The 26,186-nt window shown below is 38.6% G+C and carries 18 protein-coding genes; 9 read left to right on the top strand and 9 right to left on the bottom strand.

Features of this window, described 5'->3' with window-relative positions:
- Positions 1-203 precede the first annotated feature (203 nt).
- From A3Q33_RS12205 to A3Q33_RS12190, 4 genes are all read left to right on the top strand, one after another.
- Complete coding sequence (locus A3Q33_RS12205) at positions 204-1,337, top strand: WD40/YVTN/BNR-like repeat-containing protein (RefSeq protein WP_081180188.1); 1,134 nt, start codon at positions 204-206, stop codon at positions 1,335-1,337.
- 10 nt (positions 1,338-1,347) lie between these two features.
- Positions 1,348-3,696, top strand: a complete 2,349-nt coding sequence (locus A3Q33_RS12200) for an efflux RND transporter permease subunit (RefSeq protein WP_081180187.1) — start codon at positions 1,348-1,350, stop codon at positions 3,694-3,696.
- Entirely contained in the window at positions 3,696-5,111 is a 1,416-nt protein-coding gene (locus A3Q33_RS12195) for a coniferyl aldehyde dehydrogenase (RefSeq protein WP_081180186.1), read from the top strand. The genes A3Q33_RS12200 and A3Q33_RS12195 overlap by 1 nt, the downstream gene beginning before the upstream one ends.
- 144 nt (positions 5,112-5,255) lie before the next feature.
- On the top strand, positions 5,256-6,884 hold the full coding sequence (locus A3Q33_RS12190; protein ID WP_081180185.1) for an AMP-binding protein: 1,629 nt from the start codon (positions 5,256-5,258) through the stop codon (positions 6,882-6,884).
- Positions 6,885-7,222: 338 nt separating this feature from the next.
- Here A3Q33_RS12190 and A3Q33_RS12185 read toward each other — a convergent pair whose 3' ends face one another.
- The 8 genes from A3Q33_RS12185 to A3Q33_RS12150 form a co-directional block, all read right to left on the bottom strand.
- Positions 7,223-7,894 (bottom strand): PEP-CTERM sorting domain-containing protein, encoded by a 672-nt coding sequence (locus tag A3Q33_RS12185; RefSeq protein ID WP_081180184.1) that lies wholly within the window; start codon positions 7,892-7,894, stop codon positions 7,223-7,225.
- Between the two features lie 167 nt (positions 7,895-8,061).
- Positions 8,062-10,521 (bottom strand): S8 family serine peptidase, encoded by a 2,460-nt coding sequence (locus A3Q33_RS12180; protein WP_081180183.1) that lies wholly within the window; start codon positions 10,519-10,521, stop codon positions 8,062-8,064.
- A gap of 155 nt (positions 10,522-10,676) precedes the next feature.
- Complete coding sequence (locus tag A3Q33_RS12175) at positions 10,677-11,315, bottom strand: response regulator transcription factor (RefSeq protein WP_081180182.1); 639 nt, start codon at positions 11,313-11,315, stop codon at positions 10,677-10,679.
- On the bottom strand, positions 11,312-12,034 hold the full coding sequence (locus A3Q33_RS12170) for a sensor histidine kinase (RefSeq protein ID WP_081180181.1): 723 nt from the start codon (positions 12,032-12,034) through the stop codon (positions 11,312-11,314). The genes A3Q33_RS12175 and A3Q33_RS12170 overlap by 4 nt, the downstream gene beginning before the upstream one ends.
- A complete protein-coding gene (locus A3Q33_RS12165; RefSeq protein WP_081180180.1) occupies positions 12,024-15,368 on the bottom strand; it encodes a serine/threonine-protein kinase in 3,345 nt (1,114 codons plus the stop codon). The genes A3Q33_RS12170 and A3Q33_RS12165 overlap by 11 nt, the downstream gene beginning before the upstream one ends.
- Before the next feature lie 23 nt (positions 15,369-15,391).
- Positions 15,392-16,294, bottom strand: coding sequence for an FHA domain-containing protein (locus tag A3Q33_RS12160; protein WP_081180179.1), 903 nt, complete (start codon positions 16,292-16,294; stop codon positions 15,392-15,394).
- Positions 16,295-16,330: 36 nt separating this feature from the next.
- Positions 16,331-17,164, bottom strand: coding sequence for a DUF6689 family protein (locus tag A3Q33_RS12155; RefSeq protein WP_081180178.1), 834 nt, complete (start codon positions 17,162-17,164; stop codon positions 16,331-16,333).
- Between the two features lie 163 nt (positions 17,165-17,327).
- On the bottom strand, positions 17,328-19,793 hold the full coding sequence (locus A3Q33_RS12150; protein WP_081180177.1) for a S8 family peptidase: 2,466 nt from the start codon (positions 19,791-19,793) through the stop codon (positions 17,328-17,330).
- 489 nt (positions 19,794-20,282) lie between these two features.
- On the opposite strand from A3Q33_RS12150, the gene A3Q33_RS12145 reads away from it, so the two are divergent.
- From A3Q33_RS12145 to glsB, 3 genes are all read left to right on the top strand, one after another.
- A complete protein-coding gene (locus A3Q33_RS12145; RefSeq protein WP_155866851.1) occupies positions 20,283-21,155 on the top strand; it encodes a LysR family transcriptional regulator in 873 nt (290 codons plus the stop codon).
- Between the two features lie 260 nt (positions 21,156-21,415).
- Entirely contained in the window at positions 21,416-21,928 is a 513-nt protein-coding gene (locus A3Q33_RS12140) for a hypothetical protein (protein ID WP_081180176.1), read from the top strand.
- Positions 21,929-22,380: 452 nt separating this feature from the next.
- On the top strand, positions 22,381-23,292 hold the full coding sequence (gene glsB, locus A3Q33_RS12135; protein WP_502687190.1) for a glutaminase B: 912 nt from the start codon (positions 22,381-22,383) through the stop codon (positions 23,290-23,292).
- On the opposite strand, the gene A3Q33_RS12130 is transcribed toward glsB, so the two are convergent.
- Entirely contained in the window at positions 23,279-23,974 is a 696-nt protein-coding gene (locus tag A3Q33_RS12130; protein WP_081180174.1) for a hypothetical protein, read from the bottom strand. The genes glsB and A3Q33_RS12130 overlap by 14 nt on opposite strands.
- 287 nt (positions 23,975-24,261) lie before the next feature.
- On the opposite strand from A3Q33_RS12130, the gene A3Q33_RS12125 reads away from it, so the two are divergent.
- On the top strand, positions 24,262-24,993 hold the full coding sequence (locus A3Q33_RS12125) for a YebC/PmpR family DNA-binding transcriptional regulator (protein WP_081180173.1): 732 nt from the start codon (positions 24,262-24,264) through the stop codon (positions 24,991-24,993).
- Positions 24,994-25,160: 167 nt separating this feature from the next.
- Positions 25,161-26,180: a low-specificity L-threonine aldolase gene (gene ltaE / locus A3Q33_RS12120; RefSeq protein ID WP_081180172.1), complete on the top strand. Its 1,020-nt coding sequence runs from the start codon at positions 25,161-25,163 to the stop codon at positions 26,178-26,180.
- Positions 26,181-26,186 lie beyond the last annotated feature (6 nt).

Raw genomic sequence — 26,186 nt, 5'->3', positions numbered from 1 at the left:
ATCCATCATAATCATTTAAAGCATTGAAGATAATAAAATTAAATTAATTTTACTTACATGGTTTTTGACTAAATCTGCTTAAAAAAAGCCCTTTTAAAATACCCTGTGTCGCAAAGATAATCATTTGGCACGTTTAACACCTCTCAATTATTTTTTTTTCATCAATACTAGTAAGTAGACATATTCAACTTATTAGGATTTTTATGCGCTTATCTCATATTACGTTCGGCGTGATAAATTTGTTTTTGTTAACCCATATCAATCTCGCCGTAGCAAACGGAAGCTTAGATTTACTTGAGCTACCGGCAAAACAGAGCTCGTTAGCAAGCAAAAGTGTTTTAATGGCGATAACACCCATGAAAGATACGGTGTTAGCTGTTGGCGAGCGTGGGCATATTATAAGTTGGGAAAATAAAGACCATTGGCAGCAGCAACAATCACCGGTTAGCGTTTCTCTCACCAATGTCACGGTTTTATCTGACGGCAGTAAAATAGCGGTTGGCCATGATGGCGTTATTCTAAAAACTGAAAATAACAGCAACACATGGCGTAAAGTATTTACCGGCGCTGAATTAACAAAGTTGAAAATAGCACAACTCACTAAGCAGCATGCAGCTTTAAAAATTGTGATAAGCGAAACACAAGATGAAGATGTACTAGAAGAGCTAACCTTCCTACTTGAAGACTTTGTCTTTGCTCTTGAAGATAACCAAATAGAATTAAAATCGGGGCCGAACAAACCGTTATTATCTGTTACCCAAACCGCTAATGACTCAATTTTTGCTACTGGAGCATACGGAACATTACTGACCAGTAAAGACAAGGGTGAAACTTGGACTTTAATCAGTAAAAAACTCGACAACCCTGATAACTTCCACCTCAACTCTATTGTCTCCACGACTAATGGGCAGCTTTATATTGTTGGCGAAAATGGCATGGGCTTTCACTCTGTTGACCAAGGTGAAACATGGTCTACGATGGCTATGCCTTATTACGGCAGCTTATTTGGCATTATTGCAAACGCTGAAAAACCCGAGCAGCTTGTAGCTTTTGGTCTGCAAGGTAATTTAATGGTATCGCTTGATGGTGGCGAAGATTGGCAACACAAAAAACTGCCGACTAGTGCAAGCTTACTAGGTGGCGACTTCTCTGAGCAAGGCCGAGCATACCTAGTAGGTCATGGCGGATTAATTGTTGATTTATCACCTGACAACCTTGCAACATTAAAAATCAATAAGCACCCATCAGGTGCAGCTCTCTCTAGTGTTTTAGTACAAGAAAACTCATTAGTTCTCGCCGGACAATTCGGCATTTCAACTTGGTTACTTAAGAAGTAAGGGCAAGCTTATGTCAGAGAATAAAACCGTTCATTCACCGACCAAATTAGAACAACTGATAGAAAACTTTGTTTTTGGTCATCGTGCATTAGTGATGGCAATCGTTGTCATTTGTATCGCTTTGTTAACCATACAAGCCGTTAAAGTTCAGCCTGAGGCTAGCTTTACTAAAATGATCCCCGGCGACCATCCGTTCGTCAACAATTTTTTAACCTATCGAAAAGAACTAGCTGACTTAGGTAATGTTGTTCGTATAGTGGTTGAAGTTAATCAGGGTGATATTTTTAATGCCGACTTTCAACAAACCTTAAAGCAAGTTACTGACGAAGTATTCTATATTCCCGGCGTAAGTCGCGACGGGCTTAAATCAATATGGACTCCCAATGTTCGCTGGCAAGAAGTCACCGAAGAAGGTTTTGTTGGTGGTGCAGTTATTCCTGACGGTTACGACGGCTCTGACGAGATGATTGAACGCGTGAAAGCGAATATATTCAAATCAGGCCAAATTGGTGTACTGGTGGCTAATAATTTTCAATCTGCCATTATTTTAGCCCCTTTACAAGATATAAACCCTGAAACAGGCTTGCCGCTTGATTATCGCGAGTTGTCTTCAATTTTAGAAGAAAAAATACGCGATAAATACAGCAGTGACACGGTGACTATTCGTATTGTTGGTTTTGCAAAAGTGGTCGGTGATTTAATCGATGGCGCTCTACAGGTTGTCGCATTCTTCGTTTTAGCCGTGGTTATTACCTTTATATTATTATGGTTTTATTCTCGCTGTATTCGCAGCACAGTTTCGGTATTAGTTTTTTCAATTTTTGCCGTATGTTGTCAACTCGGTATCTTAAACTTACTTGGCTTTGGTATTAATCCATATTCAATGCTAGTGCCCTTTTTAGTCTTCGCTATTGGTGTTAGCCATGGCGTACAAATTATTAATTCAATTATTCACCATAGCGTTACTGGCGCGAATAAAATTGATTCAGCTAAACTTGCTTTTCGCTCACTCTACATTGCTGGTATTACTGCGCTAGTGAGCGATGCTATCGGTTTTACCACTTTAATGGTGATTGATATTGAAGTCATTAGAGAATTAGCCATAGCCGCGAGCATTGGTGTTGCTATTATTATTGTCACTAATTTAATTGCACTGCCTATTCTAATGAGTTACATCGGTGTTTCACCTGCTGGTTTAAAATACGCACAAAAGACGGCTCATAAAACAGGTATTGTTGAACGTTTGTTTAAAAACTTTGCCAAACCACCACTAGCAAAAATTGCCATAGCGGTTGGCATAATCCTTTTCGGCTTGGGGCTTTACTTCTCTCAAGCTATGCAAATAGGTGATTTAGACGCCGGTGCCCCGGAACTAAGACCTGATTCACGCTATAACTTAGACAATGCTTATATTGTTGATAATTACAGTACCAGTACCGACCTATTTGTCATCATGGTAAAAACAAACGTTGAGCAATGTGCTCAATATCAGAACTTAGTGTGGGTTGATCAATTTCAATGGCATTTACGTAACGTTGCGGGTGTGCAAGCGGTTAAGTCTGTTGCAGACGTATCTAAATTTGGTCTATTTGGTATGAATGAAGGATCACTTAAATGGTACGGCTTAAATCGCAACCAATTAATGACCAACGCATCATTGTCAAAAACACCACAAGGCTTGATGAACAAAGATTGCTCAATGGTGCCCGTACTGGTTTTTCTTAATGATCATAAAGCACAAACTCTCGACAATGTTGTAAAAGCTGTCGAAGAGTTTAAAGCTGAAAACCCGGTTGATGATATAGAGTTTCTCATGGCTGCAGGCAATGCAGGTATAGAATCCGCCACAAACATGGTAATTGAAGACGCACAAACTGAAATGCTGGTATGGGTATATTCAATCGTTATTATTATTTGTTTAATCACTTTTAGAAGTGGTCGCATTGTTATTTGTATTATTACACCACTACTCTTAACCAGTATTATGAGCCAAGGTTTAATGGGCGTTTTAGGTATCGGCGTAAAAGTTGCCACCTTACCCGTAATTGCCTTAGGTGTTGGTATTGGTGTTGATTACGGTATTTATATTTTCAGTAAAGTTAAAGAGGCTCTTACCCAAGGTAAGTCGTTATATATGACTTATCGCTACGCATTAAATCAAACAGGTAAAGCCGTTGCTTTTACCGGTATAACCTTAGCCATTGGTGTTGCTACTTGGGTATTCTCACCGATTAAATTCCAAGCTGATATGGGCATATTGCTCACGTTCATGTTTATTTTTAACATGCTAGGTGCGCTAACGCTGATTCCAGCTATTGCATGGTTACTCAAGATAGGTTCTAAAAAGGATAAGAAGTAATGACCGAAATAACAACAAAAACAGCACTAACTGATACTTTTTTACAACAAAAAGAATATTTTGCGAGTAATACTTATCCTAGCTATCAAGAGCGCATAAGCGACTTAGTAAAGTTAAAAGCTATTATTATTGATAACCAAGAAGCTTTTATTGAGGCCATGAGTCAAGATTTTGGCCATCGTAGTGCTACAGACTCGAGAATAGGCGATATTCTCACCACTGTGATGGGCATTAACTATGCGATAAAGAAACTTAAAAAATGGATGAAACCCGAAAAGAAGCACATCGGAATTTTATTTCAACCGGCAAAGGGAGAAGTGGTTTTTCAACCAAAAGGGGTTATCGGTATTATTGCCCCGTGGAATTATCCTATTTTTCTAACTTTGGGGCCATTAACTACAGCATTAGCGGCAGGTAATACTGCGATGATAAAAATGAGTGAGTACACCCCTAATACCAACACTTTATTAGCCAAGTTAATTACTGATATTTTCCCTCGTAATAAAGTGGCGATTATTTGTGGTGAGTCTGACATGGCGGCTGCATTTTCAGGGCTAACTTTTGATCACTTATTTTTTACTGGCTCTACGGGCGTAGGTAGATTAGTAATGAAAGCGGCGGCAGAAAATTTAGTGCCTGTTACGTTAGAGTTAGGCGGGAAATCACCCACTATTATTGATAACGATATAGATATAAAAACTGCCGTTAGCCGTTTAATTTTAGGTAAAACCCTTAACGCCGGACAAACCTGCGTTGCACCTGATTATATTTTTTGCCCACGAAGCAAAATAGCAGAGTTAACCCAAGCTTTTCAAAGCGCTTATCAAAGCATGTATCCTAATATTGAAGAGAATGATGACTGCAGTTGTATCATTAATGATGCACAAAAAGCTCGTCTTGATAGTTTATTAGCCGATGCGCAAGCAAAAGGGGCAACGATAATACCTTTATCAAAAGACCGTGATAATAGTGCGTCGAGAAAAATGCCTTTAACGCTGCTAACTGATGTAAATGATGACATGACCGTTATGCAGCAAGAAATTTTTGGCCCGTTATTGCCTATTATTGGCTATGACAACATTGACGAAGCTATTAGTTATATCAATAGTAAACCTCGTCCGCTTGCTTTATACATTTGTAGTTTTGACAAGTCATTTCAACAGCAGGTTTTATTAAATACTCATGCTGGCGGTGTTTGTATTAATGACGCTGCTTTTCATGTGGCTGTTGATGATTTACCTTTTGGAGGTATTGGTGCTTCTGGCATGGGGCAATATCACGGCAGTGAAGGTTTTAAAACTTTTTCGCATGGGAAATCAGTATTGTCACGAGGAAAAATAAGCTTAGGCTCATTATTATTCCCACCTTTTGGTAATAAAACACATGAACTTTTATTTAAATTATTTATTCGTTAATTGGCTAGTTAAGTGATTTGTTAAATGACCTGTTAAGTGACTTAATGAGTAATAAAAATTTGACTCAATGTAGAGTTTCAATCTACTTTGCTTGTACGACTCTATTTTTCAAGCATCAATGCAGCTAATGCTAAAGGAAATAAAATGACTAAACCTTGGATGAAAAACTATCCAGAAAACGTGGCTCATGAAGTCGATTTAAATCGTTATGATTCTTTAATAGATTTATTTCATCAAACGACCACTAAATATGAGCAGCAAACCGCCTTTAGTAATTTTGGTGCCGAGCTTACCTTCAAACAAGTTGAAGAGCTATCGAGATGCTTTGCCGCTTACTTGCAAAATAAGCTCAATGTTGTTCAAGGTGAGCGTGTAGCCCTAATGTGTCCTAACACTTTATGCTTCCCTGTCGCTATGTGGGGAATCATTCGTGTTGGTGCGGTGCAAGTAAACGTAAACCCCATGTACACAGCAAGAGAGCTAACACATCAACTTAACGACGCTCAAGTTGATACCATCATTATATTTGCTCAATCAAGCAAAATGCTCGCTGACATACTTGATAAAACTGATGTAAAAAACATTATTACTATCGACTTAGACGACTTGGTCAATAAAGGTTTACCTTGTGTACCTGTTGACGAACGTTTGACTGATACGATTAAGTTTACCGATGCTTTAACTCAAGGTGAAAAGCTTAAGTTGTCTGAACCGGCATTGAGTCACGATGACTTATTGTATCTACAATACACAGGTGGCACTACTGGCTTGTCTAAAGGTGCGATGTTGAGTCATGGCAATTTAATTGCCAATATTTTGCAATATCAAGAATTTACTAAAAATCATATTGACCATGGTAATGACATCATTATTACTGCGATCCCGATGTATCACATCTTTGCTTTAATGGCGAACACCTTAGCTTATTTCTGTTTTGGCGCTAAAAATGTTTTAGTAACAAATCCACGCGATATGGAAAGCTTTGTTGAAGTTTGGAAAAATACGCGTGCAACAACTTTCACCGGTGTAAACACCTTATACAACGGTTTACTGCATACACCTGGATTTGATCAAGTAGACTTTTCAGCGTTGAAAGTTTGTGTTGGTGGTGGTGCTGCAGTGCAACAAGCCGTTGCAGATAAATGGCAAGAAGTCACCGGCGCTAGATTATATGAAGGCTATGGTTTATCGGAAACCTCACCAGTTGTAACCTTAAATTTTGGTAATCGTGATCAAAGTGAGTATATTTCAGGTATAGGTGTACCTTTACCTAATACTGATATCTCTATTCGAGATGATAGTGGCAATACAGTGCAGCAAGGCCAATCTGGTGAATTGTGCGTTAAGGGTCCACAAGTAATGCAAGGCTACTGGAATAACCCCTCAGCAACTGCCGAGTCTATGACAGCAGACGGTTACTTTAAAACGGGCGATGTTGCCATGCTTGATGATGGTGGATTTTTCCATATTGTTGATCGTAAAAAAGACATGATTAATGTTTCTGGCTTTAATGTTTACCCAAATGAAATTGAGGCTGAAGTTGCCAAAATGCCAGGTGTATTAGAGTCAGCTTGCATTGGCGTGCCAGACGACAGAACGGGTGAAGCTGTGAAGCTTTTTGTTGTTAAGGCAGAGCAAAGTATCACTGAGCAAGATATTATTGATTATTGTCGCCAAGGACTCACTGCTTATAAAGTACCTAAACAGGTGGTTTTTCTTGATGAAATTCCAAAATCAACCGTAGGTAAATTATTGCGAAGAGAGTTAAGGTAAGCGTATATTGATTAAAAATTAAAACGCATAACTTGCTTGAGCGAATGAAAAAAATTCATCTATTAAATGAATTTATCTCGTTTGCCGGCGCTATTAAATGACACTAATATAGATTTGTTTTTGGATCTTCCCCGATTCACACAACGTTTTTACATAGTTAATTTGTTTCATTTTAAGGACATCGTTTGATGTCCTTTTTTTTCTTTATTTTCTTTATTTTCTTTATTTTCTTTATTTTCTTTATTTTCTTTATTTATATAATAACTTAATGAAAACTGCTCGATAGCTATTAACTTTGATTAATCATCTAAGATAAAAGTTATAGACAACAAAGCTTGTTAATCTTGCAGTGAAACTTGCTTCTTAAATCGACGTGAGGCTAAAGCGATAATGCCTAATGCAAATATAGCCAGTGTCGTAGGCTCTGGCACTGACGTTGTTCTATACATTAACCAACCAATCGTCCCATCACTCAACAGTCTATGTTCTTCAGTTGTAGCAATAGTGCCATAAGTATTATACTTTTGGTTGCTTGTTCCAGAGGTTAAGTTTAAAAAACCGGCTTTACCATCGGTAATTTCGTCATCATAGAACCATGCTGCATCAGCACTACTTAAATCTCGTGTTGAAGAATCGCCCAACAATGCGGTGTATTGTGCACTGGTGAAAGTACCATTGTCTGTGCAAAATAAAAGATCTGGGGTGTTATCAGAGCATCCGTGGCTAATACCGTTATATAACGCATCGAGGAATAAATTAGCTTGGTTTGCACCAGCTATTGTCCAACCTGACGTACTCTGCAATAAAGCTTCAGCATAATTAAAATTAGCTGATTCATTCCATCGCATCCATTCAAGATTATTTAGCGTATCGTTAATTACGGTAGTAGAGCCATCATTATTACTGGTTAGCGCGCCAATAGTGATCAAGCCAGCCTGTGCCGAGCTCACTAAACAACTTAAAGACAACACTGAACCAATAAGTAAACGGTTTATAGATTTAAATTTCATGGGATTATACCTTTTGTTTATTTGCTTATAACTTGGGCAGCGAATCGTTAAACCAATCAGATTAAATAATGCTTAATCTTTATTAAAATACTTTTAACGTTATTGCTGTTAATAAAAAGCCCACCTAATACAAAATGGTGGGCTTTGCTTCCAGAGGTCTACAACTCTTAATAGTTATTAAAAAATCTTGTCGCGGCTACCGCATAATCTGCGCGAGTTACTACATTGTCACCGTTAAAGTTAGCAATAATAGTTGGCTCTAAATCATAGGGGCCTTGTTGAATGTCAAAGTGTGCATTTAATATCCCTAAATCTAATGCCAGTTGAACATAACCTTTTAATTCAGCAGGAATTTCTGCTTGATCCGCTAGTACTACGCGTTGGTCTTGAAAAATCGCTGTTATATCACCACTAAAGCTTTCTGCTAAAGGTTGTAATGCCAGTGATTGCACCAAAGAGTACGCTACTTGCGTGCGATCAACAGCTTGCTCAGGATTAAAACTACTTGCAGAGCCTGTTAATACCGGCGCTTGATTTTGTGCCGTATTCCGTAATGCTGCACCTTGTGAATTAACCGCATTAATCGCTGCACTATATTGGCCACTCACATCGTTAAAGGCACTTGTAGTTGCTAAGTTTGATTGACGAATACCTGCGCCTAAGGTTAAAAAGTCAGCTAATTCTTGACGTGTTAAGGTTTCATTAGGTTCAAATCCATCGGCATTTGCATCAACTAATTCTTCACTTACCGCATATTCAATAAATGATTTTGCAGGATGGTTTTCCACATCGCCAAGCCCTGTATAGCCGTCAGTTTTAATAATTTTAATTGATACTGCAATATCACCTGGAACCGCGTAACCGTTAGTAACACCCGCTGGGTCAAGCGTTACACCTGAAATACCACCAATACCATTTGCTTTCAATATCCAGTTTCCTGCCTCAGCAGGAGCCGTTACCGCAATATTTTGCCCTAAAACAGGTAAAGCAATACTAGAACCGTAACGTTTACCACTTGGGCTAGTTAATGATAAGCCAACCGTATTATCATCAATATTTGCACGTACCATTACCATAGAAGCATCAGCTTTCACTGGTATAACAGTCCCTTCACTATCGCCTACAGGACTAAAGGTAACCGTATCACCGTATTCTGCTTGAACCGACGTTAGTGCTTTAGCATTAAAATCTCGCTCAACTTTTGTTGTACTACCAAAATTTAAGCTTTCATCTACAACAGATTTTACTGCAGCATATGCGTTCGCATAACCAGCACCGGCTTCCCACGTTTCACGACCCGGCATGTTAGTTGCTGTTTCTTGTAAAATTGCTTTTACTTCACGCCATGATAGGTTCGGGTTAGCTTCTAACATCAAAGCAACAATACCCGCAACATGAGGTGCTGACATAGACGTGCCGCTCATAGAAGTGTAATAAGGTACATGGTTAGGTGCCATGACTTCACTGTCATCGCCAATACTTAACGCACTTAAGCTCGATAAAGATGCACGTGTAGAAATAATATCAACACCTGGTCCTGTAATCGTTGGACGGTCTTCCCAATGAAAAATTTCATTGTCAACCATTACTTCGCCGCCTTTGCCTTTGACGCCACGTGAACTAAAATCAGCCAATTTTCCTTCTTTATCGCCTGCTGCAACGGTGATCACCCATGGTGCTTTTTTAAAGTTACCTGTGATAGTCGCTTCACCACTACCTGAGTTACCAGCAGAGAAAACAACAATGACACCATTATCTGATAAAGCTTTAGTGGCGACGTTAGTTGGATGATCAGGATTAAAATCAGTACCGGTATCACTGGTACTGCCGAAAGAGTTCGATATAACGCGAATGTTATAATCAAATTGGTGGGTTAATGCATAATCAAAACCACCAATCGTATCTAAAATGAAGAGACCAGCACCTGAACCGTAACCAATGATTTTTGCACCAGGAGCTACACCTTGGTATTTACCAATGGACATCGCACCATTGCCACCAATAATACCGGCAACATGTGAACCGTGGCCGCCAGCAATATCAGTGTTGGCTGTGTCTTCTTGATAAGTAATCGGTAAAATATCTGACAATGAATGTAAGTTAGTTTGCGCTAATACGTTTTGTACAACGTGGTTTGGATATTTAATATCGCTGTGTGTACCATCAACACCTGAGTCGTTAACGACAACACCGATACCACGACCAGAAAATGGCGTACCTTGGTTTCTCATTGTTGAGTCAGCACGTAAACGGTCAACGCCAGTAATTTGTGTCGCGCCATCATTCTCTAACGAAAGTGGCGCGTTATACCAAACAGAACGCACTTTATTTGAGGCATATATTTGTTCAATTTGCGCTTTTGTTGCGTTAATACCAACAATTGGTAATTGCTTAAAGCTAACACCGCCGATGACACCAGCAGATTCTATAATATTTAAACGTTCAGTATTTATTGCACCCTCACCTTCAAATGTAACAATAACTTCGAAGACATCATGGACTGCGGCTGTTGACATCAAGCCTTGTAATTCAGGTCCAAAAGATTTAGCAGAGAGACTAGAAGACAGTAAACCTGCCCCCATTAGGCCAGCGATCAGCAATTTATTTTTTAGTGTAGTTTTAAGCATTGGGAGTAACCTAAGTTGTTTCGACATCATTAGCATGTCAAACAACAAGGCGCTAAAGAATCAGGATAAACCCCTAGAAGGGATAAGGTAAAACACCTGATTTATAATAACTTGATTCATGTGGAAAAAATTAGCTATAGAACTGTAAAATCGTATTACATGAGTAAATGGTGTTTAGCGGCATAACGTACTAATTCTGCAGCATTAGCGACATCTAGTTTGTCTAAGACTTTGCCTCTATGGTTTTCAGCAGTTTTAACACTAATATCTAACGAACGAGCGATTTCTTTTGTCGTTTTACCTTCTATAATCAAATGAAATACTTCACGTTCACGATTAGTTAGGTTTTTATAAGGGTCTTGCCAACTTTCGGCGGGTTTATTATATTGCGTGGCTAAAACACTGGCGGCATATTGGCTAAAATAGGTTTTACCTTCTGCTAAGGCTTTAACCGCATCAATTAACTCATCACTTGCACTGTCTTTTAACAAGTAACCTGATGCCCCTGCTCTGACCATATGTATGACATACTCTTGCTCTTCATGCATAGTAAGCACTAACACTTTGACCTCTGGCAATTGCTCATGCAAGCGTTTAACTGCTTCCATGCCATTCATTTCTGGCATGCTGATATCAATAACAATCACAGTTGGCTTTAAATCCAAAGCCTTTTTAATCGCTTCTACGCCGTCTGCAGCCTCAGCCACCACGCGAATATTTTCATCCTTGCTTAATAAACTGACCAGACCTTGGCGTAATATAGTATGGTCATCGGCAATAAGTACGCTGATCATGACATTTCTCTTCCTGTCACTAAAACCTTGATTTCGCAACCTTGATTAGGTGATGAATTAATGGTTAATTGGCCACCAAAAGCACTGACTCTGTCACGCATAGCCCCTAAGCCAAAACCATCAGGATTATCTTCTGTACCTTGAGGCATACCGATACCGTCATCTTTTATTTTAATCATTAACAGTTTACTTGTTGCGATTACATTTAAGATAATGGTCTTCGCTTTGGCATGCTTAATAGCATTCGTTAAGGCCTCTTGAATGACACGAAAAGCTAAGGTTTGCGTGTCGCTATCTATATCGGCATTTATCTGATGATGAAATTCAATCTCGGCCTCTTCTGGCTCGCCCATTATTCTCACTAACCACTCTAAAGCGGGAATTAGGCCAAGGTCATCTAAAATTCTTGGCCGCATTAGGCGAGAAATCACCCTAGTATCAGACAAGGCTTGGCGCGCTAAATCAATACTTTCACTCAGTGCTATAGTCGGCTCACCCTTTTGCACTTGTTGTAATTGATTGATCAAAGCCGTTAAAAGTTGTCCCACGCCATCATGCAATTCTCTGGCAATATGCTTGCGTTCATCTTCTTGAACTCGCCAAACACGTTTGGCTAAACCTCGCATTTGCTCATTGCCAAAATATAACTGTTGAGATATTTGTTTCTGCTTTTCATTAAGTTGTGCCACCAACTTAGTCATATCCGTATTATTGCTCATAACGCAGTAATTCCTGTAGCGAGTCAGTTAATTGATAATAATTTTGCTTTTTTAAAAAGCTTGTGGACATTTCTGTGGGTAAATTTGTCATCAAGTTTTTAAGCTTTTTACGGACAGTTTCATGATACCTTTCAGGATTTTTTTGCTCTGAAATCGCTAATTGCGCACGTAAACGGTCAAATTGAAAACTGCGCCAATAGTCGCCCATTTTTCTTAATAAAAGATCCGCTTCTCGTAAGGTACTTTTTAAGTCCGTCCAGGCTTGTGAATAATACTGTTGCACAGCTAATAGCTCTAAATACTCTATATACTCATATTGATAAAGACTAAAATCTATCTCAGCTAACAGTTTCAAACTCACACGAATATCTTTACTCCCACCGCGCAAGGATTGTCGTGCTTGTTGTATTAACTGACGGATATAAATAACTTGATGAGCGTGGTCGGCAACAACTTCCTCATCTACTGGTATTGAATGTATAACGTTAGTTTGAATTTGACTGATTAAAAACTGGTAAGTTGCTTTATATTCTTTATTACCAGATGACGAAATTATTGTGCTAATTTTCACCAAGTATTGTTCGGCTTTTTTAATATTACCCAACTGCAGTGACCAATCAGCTAACCAAAGTCCAAATTGCGCCATAGCTCTAACGTCATGTAAATCAGCGGCCTCTTCATAAACTGCCAATAATTCTGTAATGCTCGATTGAAAGTTACCTTGTAAAAAAGCCAATCTGGCTAAGTAGCTTTGTGCAACTATAGATTCTTCGGTACTATTAAGCTGATTAGCATCAGCTAAGCTGTTATTAAAAAGATGATAGGCATTACGCCAATTACCTTTTGCCAGTTCTAATTGACCTAAGTTTTGTCTAACATGAATAATGCCGATTGGAAATTGAATCTGTTGATATAACTGCTCAGCTTGTCGCCAATAAACCAAAGCATGCTCAGGATCGAGCAACATAAAATAGCTATAGCCTATATTATTCATACTCTCTGCTTGCAGCATTAAATTACCTAAATCGACCCGAATATTTAAAGCTTGGCGATAATTTTCCAAAGCCACTTGATAAAAAGCTTGCTCGTCCGCCAAATTCCCTAGCTCATTGAAAGTATTGGAGAGTCCTTCTTGATCGTTTAACTGCTGATAAATATCTAAACTTTGATTTAAGTATTGTTCGGCTTTTTGATACTCGCCTATCGCAAGGTGCATAGGGGCAAGATTGGTCATCGTCGTAGCAGCGCCAGCCAAATCGCCGACCATTTTTCTTATTTTTAACGCTTCTTGATAATAATCAAAGGCTAATGTGGTTTCACCTAACTGCTCATTTACTACACCAAAGGCATTTAATACTTCACCTTCTTTATACTTATTTTTTAGTTTCTTTGCTGTTATAAGTGCTTTAACAAAATATTCATTTAATGCTTTTTCAAAATCTCCCTGTAAAAATGCCGCTCTGCCTAACATAAACCATGCCTTAGGGTGATTGGCATCAATGTTCACTACGTCGAGTAATAGAGATTCCATTTTTTTATGTTGCTCAATTAAAAAATAAAACTCCGCCAACATCACTTTAATTTCAGTGTTATAAGGAAAGGCATTTACTAAGGTTAAGTAGTCGGTTTGCGCTTGCTCAACTTTACCTGCTAAGTCATTTAACCGAGCACTGGCTAGTTTTGCCGTAAAAGAATTAGCTCTGCTAAACTCTGCAGCCTTACCGTAAGCTTGCTCCGCTTCAATTATTAAATTTTGGGCCAGATTAAGTTCACCTTGTTGCAACCAAGTTTGCGCAGATTCAGGATTTTTAGTCAATATTGGGCTGAGGGCTTGTTGTGCGCTGTCAAAATCACCTTGTGCAATAAAACTTTTAATGGCAAACAAGTCAATCAGCGGGTTAGGATCATATGACAAAACAGGTGTGGCGTTAGATTCTAAAGCCAAACGACTTTTAAAGTTATCAAGAAAATTAACCGACGTACTTTGCCAGTTATTCTCGTCAAAACTTTGCCTAAGTATCGTTTCACGATGGATATTAAAGCCATCAACAAAGATCAGTTCAAACTGTATCTCTGTCGCCTGCGAACCCGCTACAAAAGTTTGTGGGCTAATCAGCATATCTACTTGCAGAAGGTCAGTAACTAACTCAATTTTGTTTTCATCTAATGGCAATTTTATGCCGAGTTGCGCTAATAATTGCTTAAGTCTCGACTGTTCTATTACTCGTAAGTTCGTAATTTCACTTAATTGATAATTTAAATAATTGGCAAATGTTTCATCAAAATCTTTGTCTTTGGTCGACGTTGGTAAGATGGCAACAGCGTAGTGACTTTTAGCCGAAGACTTGATTGCCTTAGGTAGATTATAAAACCAAAGAGTAATAAAAACACCAACGAGCAAGAGTGCAAAAAGTCCATAAAATAGCGATTTTTTACTGGACGACTTTTTGTTACTTGTTAACGCTACATATTGTTGTTCTGCCTGTGCGATATTTGCTGGGCGTGATGCACTATGAGCTGAAATTAACGATAACAGCCAGGATTTAAGCGTATTAAGTTCAGTGTTTTTTGGAGTAAAAATAGGCTTATTGAGTAACTTATTCTGTATAATTTCATCAATAGAATCCCCCGAGTACGGTAAGCATTGGCAACAAAGTTGGAAAATAACGATACCAGCAGCATATAAATCTGTGCTGTCATTGATTTTACCTGATTGAAGGTATTCAGGCGGCGCATAGTGCGGTGTACCCAACACGCTTGCCGAGGTACTTTCTTTATTCAGTACCGAAAGGCCAAAATCAGCGATAAAGAGCCGGCCTGAGGTGTCTATCATGATATTTTCGGGCTTAATATCTTTATGAGTTACGCCAGCCTGCTGCGCAAAAGCTAAACCACTTAGTAATTGCTCAATAATACGTTGAACTTGCATGACAGACAGAGATTGACTAGCGATAACATCTTCTAAGCTACTACCCTCTATCCAATCCATGGTTAAAAAATGTAGATCTTGATGCTGGTAATACTCATGAACACGAATAATATTGGGGTGGCTAAGTTGTCGAACTAATAACAGTTCATTTTTAAAATCAGTTAAATTTTTTGCATTCTGGCTAAAGGATTTATCAAGCACTTTAATCGCAATAACAGCATCGAGTTGCTGATCATACGCGCTGTATACACAGCCGTAACGCCCCCTACCTTGAAGTTTTTTTATGATAAAACGTCCAACTAGGCACTCACCTATTGTGAGTGAATTATCTGGTTGAATAATTTGCGTAGTCTGTTGCGATACATCAACAGATTTAGTTATTTTTGGTTTTTCAGGAGTGCTCATACAACCTAGCTATTAATAAATAATTAATGGCACAAATTAAGCAAATTATTAGCTTTTTTACCTGATATCCGTATCGCGTTTACATCAAGAATACGTTGCAACGAATCAATCGACTGCTGTAGCAAGATTGCTTGAACTGATGCTTGAATTTGCTGGCTCATCGTACTTAAAATTTCGATATCTAATTCAGTTAATACTTTATCAGATATTTTACTGTCAGTATAAACCACCCCAACAACTTTATCTTCATAAAATAAGGGGATGCAAGCTAACGAAGAAATTTGTTTAGTTTCGATACTCTTACGTGCACTTAAAAGTTCATGGCGAGTAACATCCATTGCAATAACTGCTTGTCCAGACTCAAAGCAGCGTGTTATAGCGCCAACACTACCTTCAAATTTCGCTAATTTAAAATCGGCTAATTGCATACCATGAGCAATGCTAACACTTAAGCTTTGTAAAGTGTCACCCAATAAAATTATGCCTCGCTGGGTACCGGTTAACATAATGATATTTTGCAATTGTGCTGATAAGTTCTGTTGCAAATGCGCTGTTAAAGGAATTTCAATGGGTGATTGGCTACTCGATAAACGCCATTGATTATGGGTAATAATTGCATCAAGTTGTTCAGATGATTTGGTTTCAAATAAACAATCTAACTCACCAATAGAAATTAACGCATCAGTTTGTAATGTCGACTGTGTAATCGCAATACCATTGACTTTGGTGCCGTTTCGACTACGTTCATCTTTAAGTTGCCAAATTTTATTGGTATGCGCAACGTTAGCATGTTGACGAGAAACCGTAGGGTGATCTAATAAAAGTTCACATTCATTTGAGCGCCCTAAGCGGTAACCACTATCTTCATATAGAAAACTTTCTACTGCTGGCTGGTTAGGATAACAAACGGTAATTCTTGCTGGCATGACAATACCCCTGGTAGTACAAATGGATGCGCGGTACTAAATCAAACGCAAACTAAATCGCAAGGTTTTTGAGAATGCCATCAACTCGCCGGCAATATTACGAATATCACGACTTGAGCGCCATACATCTGGAATATTAATACCACGGTTGTCGTTAATACGGCGATTAAACGCATTAAGCTTATTGCTTGCCATAGTGTAATCTTGTGCAGATATCAACTGACTAATGTCGTTAACATCTTGCAATAACTCAGAATAAACCGCGGCATTTATTTGCGGAGAAAATTCATTTAGCGCGATTTGTAAATCATTAAGCTTTTGTTGAACCACCACTAAATGTGCACGTAAATCTGCCACAATAATGAATTGAGAGAATTTTCCAGTTGTACCGCGCACTCTATAACTACCAGACCCCATAGTTGTAGTTATATCTTTAAATTCACCATTTAATGGTGCTTTAAATAAACGTAAAGGTGTACCTGCGGTATATTCTAGGTTATGAGTATGCAGATCGACTGTCGCAACACCTGAAAATGAAAAGCCCGTATTTGGCTTAGGTTCAATAGTAATCATCATTGGAAAGGCCGCTGCAGGAGAAATATTGAGCCCATTAGGTAAGCGGTCAATAATGTCTAAAGAGCTAACATCAATTAATTCAGCAGTTAATCCTAAACTTTCTTTTGTGAGGCCGACTGCATTTTCAAACTGTAAGGTAAGGTCAGCCGAGATATTACCTGGCAAGTGAATAAAAACTTCTACCTTGTTACCCTGTACATTAACCGATAAAGGCTCAGAAGCGAAAGATAAGGTACTAAACAAAATGGCAGTTGCTGCCATCACTTTGATCGTTATATTTTTTATATGCAACATGATTTTTCCTCTGGGTACGAACCTACTCATTTACGCTGTTCGTTGATACATCGTTCTACAAGAAACTACGTTGAAATGAGAAAATTAGCAAGTATTTAGACTCATTTAGTAGCGAGAAAACCAACCTGCTATCAGGTTGGTTTTTTCTTCCGATAGCTAGGTATTAACGTAAGTAGTTGTCATATGCTCTACCAATAATCACGGCATAATCACCACGTTTAATATTATTAGCTGGCTCAAAGTAAGCCACAACTTTCGGTGTTAAATCATAAGGTCCTTGCTCTAGTGCGAAACGTACGCCCATCAATGACATGTCAATGGCTGCTTGCACATAACCTTTTAACACAGGTGTGACAGAATCTGAGTCCATTACGGCAACACGTTCACCATTAAACTCAACCGTTAACTCACCAGAGAAGCTTAATGCTTGCGTTTCTAGACCAAGACCTTGCACTAATGAATAAGCGAGTTCTTGCTTACTAACATTGTTGCGCGGACCAAACTCGCTACCATGAGATAACATTACCGGCCATTGGTTTTGTACTCGGTCTTTTAGTGCTGATCCAAGCGTAGTTACCGCATCAACCAAAGGTGCATATTCACTACTTACATCAGTGAACACTGTTTTTTGTTCATTTAATAAATCACGGTGTTGTCTAATCGACAGACCCATTACTAAGAATTTAGCTAAGTCTTGACGCTTTAAGTTTGCATCTGGACGATAAACACGGTCGTTTTTGCTATCAACTAAACGTTCACTTACAGCAAACTCAATCGCTTTTTCAGCTGGATGGCCGGCAATATCGTCCAAGCCTTCATAACCACCAGAAGTCAATATTGAAATTTCACCACTGACATACTCAGGTAAACCTGGGCCATTTGAGGTTCCTGTTGGGTCTGCTTGTACACCTGAAAGTGAGGTTATACCGAAAGCAGATAGCTTCCATTCACCAGCTTGTGCAGGGGCAGAAACACGCATAGTGCTGCTTAGTACTGGCGTGGTTAAGTTACCGAAATATACCGTGCCGTCAGGCGCTTCTAATTTAAGCTTAACTAAATTAGCCAGTGTTTCCGACGAAGCGCTGATCCAAGCTGCATCTTCAGCAACGTTAAATACATGTACTTCAGGTTCACCCACTGGTGAAAATAGCACTTCAAAGGCTTCTGGTGCAGTATCATCAATAATGATGGCATTAGCATTAAATTCATTGAGATTGTTTACCGTCGCACTATTTTGTTCGTCATAGCCTAATGCTCCCGCTACTGCAGCATAAGCATTAACATGACCTGCACCTACTTCCCAAGATTGGTAACCTGGCATATTGGTGGCGGTTTCTTGAATAATCTGCTTGATTTGTAAAGGCGTTAAATTCGGGTTGGCTTCTAGCATAAGCGCTACGATACCGGCAACATGCGGTGTTGCCATAGAAGTACCTGAAATCATAGTATAAAAAGGTAAGTACTCATTTTCTATCACGCCAACATCGGCTGCACCACCATTTGAGGCTATGTTCGTTTTAGCACGAGTCGAAATAATATCTACACCAGGTGCAATAATTGTCACTTCGTTTTTATAGGTCCAAGGTGAACCGTCTGGCATAGTAAAGTCACCTGTTTCGCCACGTTTCCCACGAGATGAAAAGTCGATTAAATCACCAGCTTTAGTACCTGCACCTACTGACATGCCCCATGGAATTTGTGCATAAGGGTTATGTGTGTCTTCGCCTGCACCACTGTTACCAGCAGCAAATACTGAAATCATACCTAATTTATGGGCTTTAAAAGACGCCAATGAAATAGGACCTGCGGGCTCATACTTACCACTTGAACCCCAAGAGTTACTCATCACACGAATAGGAGAATTAAAATCCCAGATATGGGTAATCGCATAGTCATAACCACCCAAGGCGTCTAAAATAGAAAGACCAGCTCCAGAGCCGTAACCTATGATATCAGCACCTGTAGCAGCGCCTTTGTATTTGCCGTCTGAGTGAGAGCCCCAACCACCAACAGTTCCGGCAACATGCGTCCCGTGACCGACATTTAAATCGGTATTTCGTTGGCCTTCAATCCACATACCATCAACACCCGTTAATGAAATAGCTTGTGCGTGGGTAACACCTTGTACATTTTCAACCACTTTAGCGCCGTATTCTAAATCATCTAATGTCGCGTCGATGCCTGAATCGTTAACAATAACGGTAACGCCTTTCCCGGTAAATTTAATACCATTTTTAGCTACAAAGCTGTCTGATTGCAGCTTTTCCACACCAGTTATCTCACGTGCTTCTGCGTTAAAGTACTCAAGTGTACGGTTTGCAAAAACTGAACGCACACCTGGCATTGCGGCTAATTGATTAATCTGAACAGGACTCGCCATTACACCAATAATGGGTAATGATTTAAATTGAACGCCTTGCGCCAAGCCTATATTTAATAAGTTTTGTAATTGCGACGTAGTTAGTGCGTCGAGTTGATCATAAGAAACCACTACCATTGCACTATCTGAGGCAGTCATATTTTGAAGTTGTTGTTCTAATTGAGAGCCGATAACAGCTGCGGCTGTTGCGTTTAGACTGATACCTGCGATTGACATGGTTAATGCCATATTTTTAATTAATGTTTTCATCTTTTGTATCCACCCATCTCTGAAATAATGTTTTATTTACATCATTCATTGGACGGGATTTGGATGCGAGTTACTATTAGGATCAGTCCCTAGTACATGCAGGGGAAAACCCCTAGAGAGAATTTTTATTTAAAATATTCTCCATATATAGTAAATGTAATAAATGAAATTAATTCAGCTATTAAATGAATTTATCTCGTTTGCTGCCGACAGAAAATGACCTTAAGATGAACTTGTTTTGAATCTCCCCCGATTCCATAACATTTTTACATAGTTAATTTGTTTTATTTCAAGGACATCTTTTGATGTCCTTTTTTTTCTTTATTTTATACCCGCCATATTATTTTGGTGCAAACACACTGCCATGGTGCACCCAAAATCCCCCAAAAGGCCAATAATTAAAATAAAACAAATAAAAACAACAGGTTAAATTACGGCTTAAGTTTTGCAACTAAGTCTTGTCTTCACTAAAAAATGTTAACTATGTCAATACAAACACCTATACGTGGCCTACGCTCATTTTGCGTAGCGTCAAAATGTTTAAGCTTTAAACATGCAGCATCACAATTATTCTTAACTCCTTCAGCAGTCAGTCATCAAATAAAACAACTTGAAACGCAATTAGGGATCGTTTTATTCAATCGAGGTACCAGAACCATTGAACTTACCAGTGCAGGCAAACAGTTTTATCAGTCAATTCAACCACTCATTAATCAGTTAGAATCGACCATATCCGAATTTACGCATAAACAACAAAACCAAACTATTGTCATTAGCTTGCCGGAGTTTTTTGCCAGCGAATTATTTATTCCTCGTTTATCTCAATGGTCTGAAAATAACCCAACCATTAACCTACAGCTTGAAACTGTAAAATCCGGTAGCGAGCCGTCACAATCGGCAGACTTGTCTATTGTGCTGGCTAATGGCAAACCGAACGCAAAAATAGTGCAAGAGCTATTTCCTATTCGTTATGCGCCAGCTTGTAACAAAAAACTTTATAAAAAGTTAAAAAATTCAGGTTTTTCGGCATTAAAAACCACGCCGTTAATATTACACAGATCTCGTCCATGGTCTTGGCATCAGTGGGCCGATAAGAATAGTGTTGATGATTTTGACCCTAAGCAGATTATCCAATTTGACAGCATGTTTGGTGTCGCAAGAGCTGCACAACAAGGTATGGGAATAGCACTGGTGCCATTACCCATGAGTAAAGCCTGGTTCAGTGAGCAACTTTTGGTCAAGTTATTTGACGAGGAATTAAATACCAACGATAAATATTATCTTATTCAACATGAAAATATGGACAACCATGCAGAGCTAACTTTATTCGCTAAATGGGTAAAGGAGACATTCACTATTTAATCCTTCACCATTTAATCCTTAATGATTTAATGGTGAAGGTAAACATCGACATTATTCACCTGCTCGCTATAGCAAAGAGTCTTATCAGTGTTTCTAATTTTTTCTCAAACTCAATGCCTGAACTTGAAAATTTAAATCATTGAAGTATAAATGAATTTTATTCACTTGATGGGTGTATTCTAATCGTTTGTCAGCTATCGGGGTTCTCTCTATATTAGCCTTGTATCAACTTGATACGAAACTAATATAGAGAAAACAAAATGAATAAATCAATTTTTAAAAGCACACTATTAGCCACATTATTAAGTACTTCTTGTGCTACTTTAGCTGACGATTCCATTTTTCAAGTTGCCGTTGTCAAAGGTGCAATTGGAACGCTAGACCTCACTGAAGGTAAAGTAGAGTCAGGCATAAAAAAATTAACGGCTAGTGACAAAAGCAAAAGTTTTTATGCCAACAAAATGAATCTGTGCGTTGCTTATTTGCAATCTAAGTCTGAGCATAGCGATAAATCTGAGTTGGCCTGTACAGAAGCTATCGACAGTTTAGAATCTGTAAAACATCAAAGTAGTAAAGTTCGTTATTTAACCGCTCTAAATTATAGTAACCGTGGTGTTGCTAGAGTTAGAAAAAGTCAGCTAACTGCAGCATTAAAAGATTTTGAATTTGCCGTTGAAATTGATGATAACCCCATTACTGTCGGAAATTTACAAAAATTCAAACGCCTTTTACCTACAGAACAAGTAGATACTGCAATAGAGTTATCTGATTAATCCGCTGACTATTCAAGCCAGGAGTTTGACATGATTATTAATATTATCAGCACAATCAACTCAACGATGAGCTTTATATTTGAAATTAAGCATATCTCAATTAGTCAGTGGGACGTTGAATAACAAGACGGCATTATTCATTACGATAGCTTATGAGCATATTGGCAGTTTTATGAATAATGTCACCTCACTCAATAACAACTTAGCTAAATAAAATCTACAATAAATCTATTTAGCTAACGTTGTAAGCAACTAAAATAAAGTGCCTTTTTGTTATAAAATCGAATGTAACCATACTCTGCAGTAAAAATTTTACCGGACCAAACATATCTAGATAGACAAAGCACTGGGCATATATCATTTTTTATGCATAATGAACGCCTCTTCATGCTTTATTGCAGCTACTTTACAGATAAACAAGCCCGCTATATATGATAAAAGATATTTCCAACTTGCAGGTCAAATTACAAACCTTACTAGCAGAGCAACAAGGCTTTTATACTCAAGGTAAAGTAGCCGACTATATTCCTGCCTTAGCCGAAGTTAGCGCTCAAAAAATGGGCGTTTGTGTTACGACCATTGACGGTAAAACTGCTGGCGCTGGCGACTATCAAGAACCTTTTTCCATTCAAAGCATCTCGAAAGTATTTGGCTTGGTCATGGCAATGAAGCGCATTGGTGATGATTTGTGGAAACGTGTGAATATGGAACCGTCTGGGCAGCCATTTAACTCTATTATCCAATTAGAATGGGAAAAAGGTATTCCACGAAACCCGGTTATAAACGCCGGCGCATTGTTGGTTGCTGACGTATTAACAAGTCATTTTTCTTCAAGTAAATTAGCTTTTTTAAGCTTTATACGTAAGTTGGCACATGATGACACTGTATACATCGACAATCATGTTTATCAGTCAGAATTAGCCCACGGCAATAGAAATGCTGCTTTAGCATATTTAATGAAAAGTTTTGGTAATATACAGTCAGAAATACCCGAATTGTTGAGTCATTACTTTACCCAATGTTCCGTTGCAATGAGTTGTGAACAGTTGGCAACCAGCTTATTATTTCTAGCCAACAAAGGTGTTGACCCACTCACTAAAAAAGTAATTTGTACACCAAGAGATGCTCACCGCGTTAACGCGATATTATCAACCAGCGGTATGTATGATCAGTCGGGGCAATTTGCTTTTTCTATTGGCTTACCAGCGAAAAGTGGCGTCGGCGGTGGTGTTATTGCGATAGTGCCAAACTATGGCGTTATTTGTACGTGGAGTCCTCCTTTAAATACTTTTGGTAACTCAGTTATTGGCACAAATTTAGTGGCTAGCCTAGCCCAAGAGTTAGGATTATCTATTTACCATTAACCTGTTCGTTTATATTTTTTGAACATTGCTGAGACAAGAGTTCAGCAATTTTTTTACAATAGTCACGATAGCCACTTGGCTGAAAGTTAGCGGATAATTTATTCATAAAACCATGTAAGTAGGCGCTTTGTTCTAATGTTACAGCTGGATTTTTTTGTAACGACTTTCGTAGCTCCTGGACTGAAAAATGTTGCTCTTCACTAGGTAAAATCAACCTTATTGGTATATGTGGAGTTAATCGGGTCATATGCCGAATTTGACTGCTATAAAAACAAATAGCACCTAAACTTTTTTCAATATTATTTTGATTATTATTTTGATTATTATTTTGATTATTATTTTGATTATTATTTTGATTATTATTTTGAGAGTACAATTGCCATATGGCACTGCCGCCAACACTAAAACCCACTAATAGCTTACTGCCAGTTACTGCCAACAATTTTTGTTCAAGCTTTTTAACATAACCGTCTAAAGTCATGTTTTTAGTAAAATATTGATAAGCATCTTGCTCACAGGAAAATAGCGCAGGTTGTTTTTGATACGGGCCAATCATATGGCACTTAACAGCAAGTGAATCTGCTTCTGTCAGTAATTGTTTAACATGCGTTATAGTTTGCTGGCAAAAGTGTTCAAACTCATCAGTTAAGCCAAAAATATCAGCGACAAAAATTATATTCAACTCACCACTCCATTAATACTATTCCAATAAGCGCTATGCTAATAAATGCTATGCCAATAAACGCTGTGCTAATAAGCGCTATGCCAATAAGCACAATGCCAATAAATAATGACTAATAGCCTAGCTGGAAAATAATTTTAGCAAATCACAGCTTTAATTATGGTAGATATTTGCACGCTTTTTTACAATTTGAAAGCTCAAATGGGCTAAGTACTAGAAATAGCCGGCGCTACCCGTTAGAATCTAGCGCATAGAAATTTTAATTATCAGCAACGAGACGTATTCAGATGGGCAGAGCATACCAAAACCGTAAGTTATCAATGGCTAAAACTGCGGGCCAAAAAACTAAAGTTTATTCAAAGTACGGTAAAGAAATTTATGTACTAGCAAAAAATGGCGGTGTTGACCCCGATGGCAACCTTTCGTTGCGTCGTACCATTGAAAAAGCCAAAAAAGATCAAGTTCCTACACACGTTATTGAAAAAGCATTAGAAAAAGCTACAGGTGTCGGCGGTGAAGATTACGTAGAGTCACGCTACGAAGGCTTTGGCCCTGGTAACTGTATGGTAATTATTGACTGTTTAACCGATAACGGTAATCGTACGATTAAAGATGTCCGCCAATGTTTTACTAAAACTTATTCAAAAATTGGTTCATCTGGCACAGTTTCACACATGTTTGATCATCAAGCTGTTTTTGCCTTTAAAGGTGAAGACGATGAAACGGTATTAGAAAATTTAATGATGGCTGACATCGATGTTACTGAGGTTGAGCTAGAAGACGGCATTATTACAGTTTATGCCCCTCATACTGAATTTTTTAAACTTAAAACCGAGTTTGCCGAAAACATGGCTGATGTTGAGCTAGAAGTTGAAGAAATCACTTGGGTTCCACAAACCTATACTGAAATTTCTGGTGAAGATGACTTGGCTAATTTCGAAAAATTCATCAATATGCTAGAAGATTGTGATGACGTGCAAAATATTTATCACAACGCAGAACTACCTGAAGAAGAATAATATTCATTAAACACTTATGACTTAAAGGCATCTTATTGGATGCCTTTTTTATATTTGGAATGAAGGTTTTTCCATGACCACATGCGTGTGAAGTAATGTTATTTTCATGCTATTAAAAATTTGTTTATTCCAAGTTATTTATTCCAAGTTAATTAAAAAGGTTGACCATGATTGATTTTCGCTCAGATACAGTAACTCGCCCCAGTAAAGTAATGCGCAATGCGATGGCAAATGCCGAAGTCGGTGACGATGTCTATGGCGACGACCCTACTGTTAATGAACTTGAGTCTTGGGCGGCAAAACGCCATGGTTTTGCGAATGCCATGTTTTGTAGTTCGGGCACCCAAGCGAATTTATTAGCGCTAATGGCACACTGCCAACGCGGCGACGAATACCTTTGCGGTCAACAAGCGCATAACTATAAATTTGAAGGTGGTGGCGCAGCTATTTTAGGCTCCATTCAGCCTCAGCCGATTGAGAACGAAAAAGACGGAACGTTATGTTTTAAAAAACTGGCTGCAGCCATCAAGCCTGATGACTCTCACTTTGCTCGCACTACATTACTGAGCATTGAAAATACCATTAACGGCAAAGTGCTTTCGTTGGAATATATGGCACAAGCGCGAGAATTTACTCAGCAAAACAACCTAGCATTACATTTAGACGGAGCACGAGTTTACAATGCTGCCAGTGCATTAAATGTAGATATTACAGAGATTTGCCAACACGTAGATTCGATGTCTATTTGCTTATCAAAAGGCCTTGGTGCGCCGATAGGTTCAATATTATTGGGCTCAGAAGCGTTAATAAAAAGTGCTAAGCGTTGGCGAAAAGTGGTCGGTGGTGGTATGCGCCAAGCCGGAATTATAGCCGCAGCAGCAAAAATAGCACTAGAACAAAATCCAGAAAAACTACAGCAAGATCATGATAATGCGAAGTATTTAGCCAATGCTTTAAATCAGCTAGATAACATTTCAGTAAACATAGCCCAAGTTGAAACCAATATGGTATTCGCGACGTTCACTGAAGAAGTTGATGTGACAGACATAGTAGAACAGCTTAAGCACCAAGGTATATTGCTAACTATGGGCAACCCTATGCGACTAGTTACGCATCTAGATATTAATAAAGCGGATATCGATAACTTCATTAAACACTTAAGCAGCGCTTTAACACAAGGTAAATAATGCCAC

The sequence above is a fragment of the Colwellia sp. PAMC 21821 genome, from assembly GCF_002077175.1.
Lineage (GTDB): Bacteria > Pseudomonadota > Gammaproteobacteria > Enterobacterales > Alteromonadaceae > Cognaticolwellia.
Note: the sequence above shows the minus strand (reverse complement) of the source record. Positions and strands in the feature narration are given on the sequence as shown.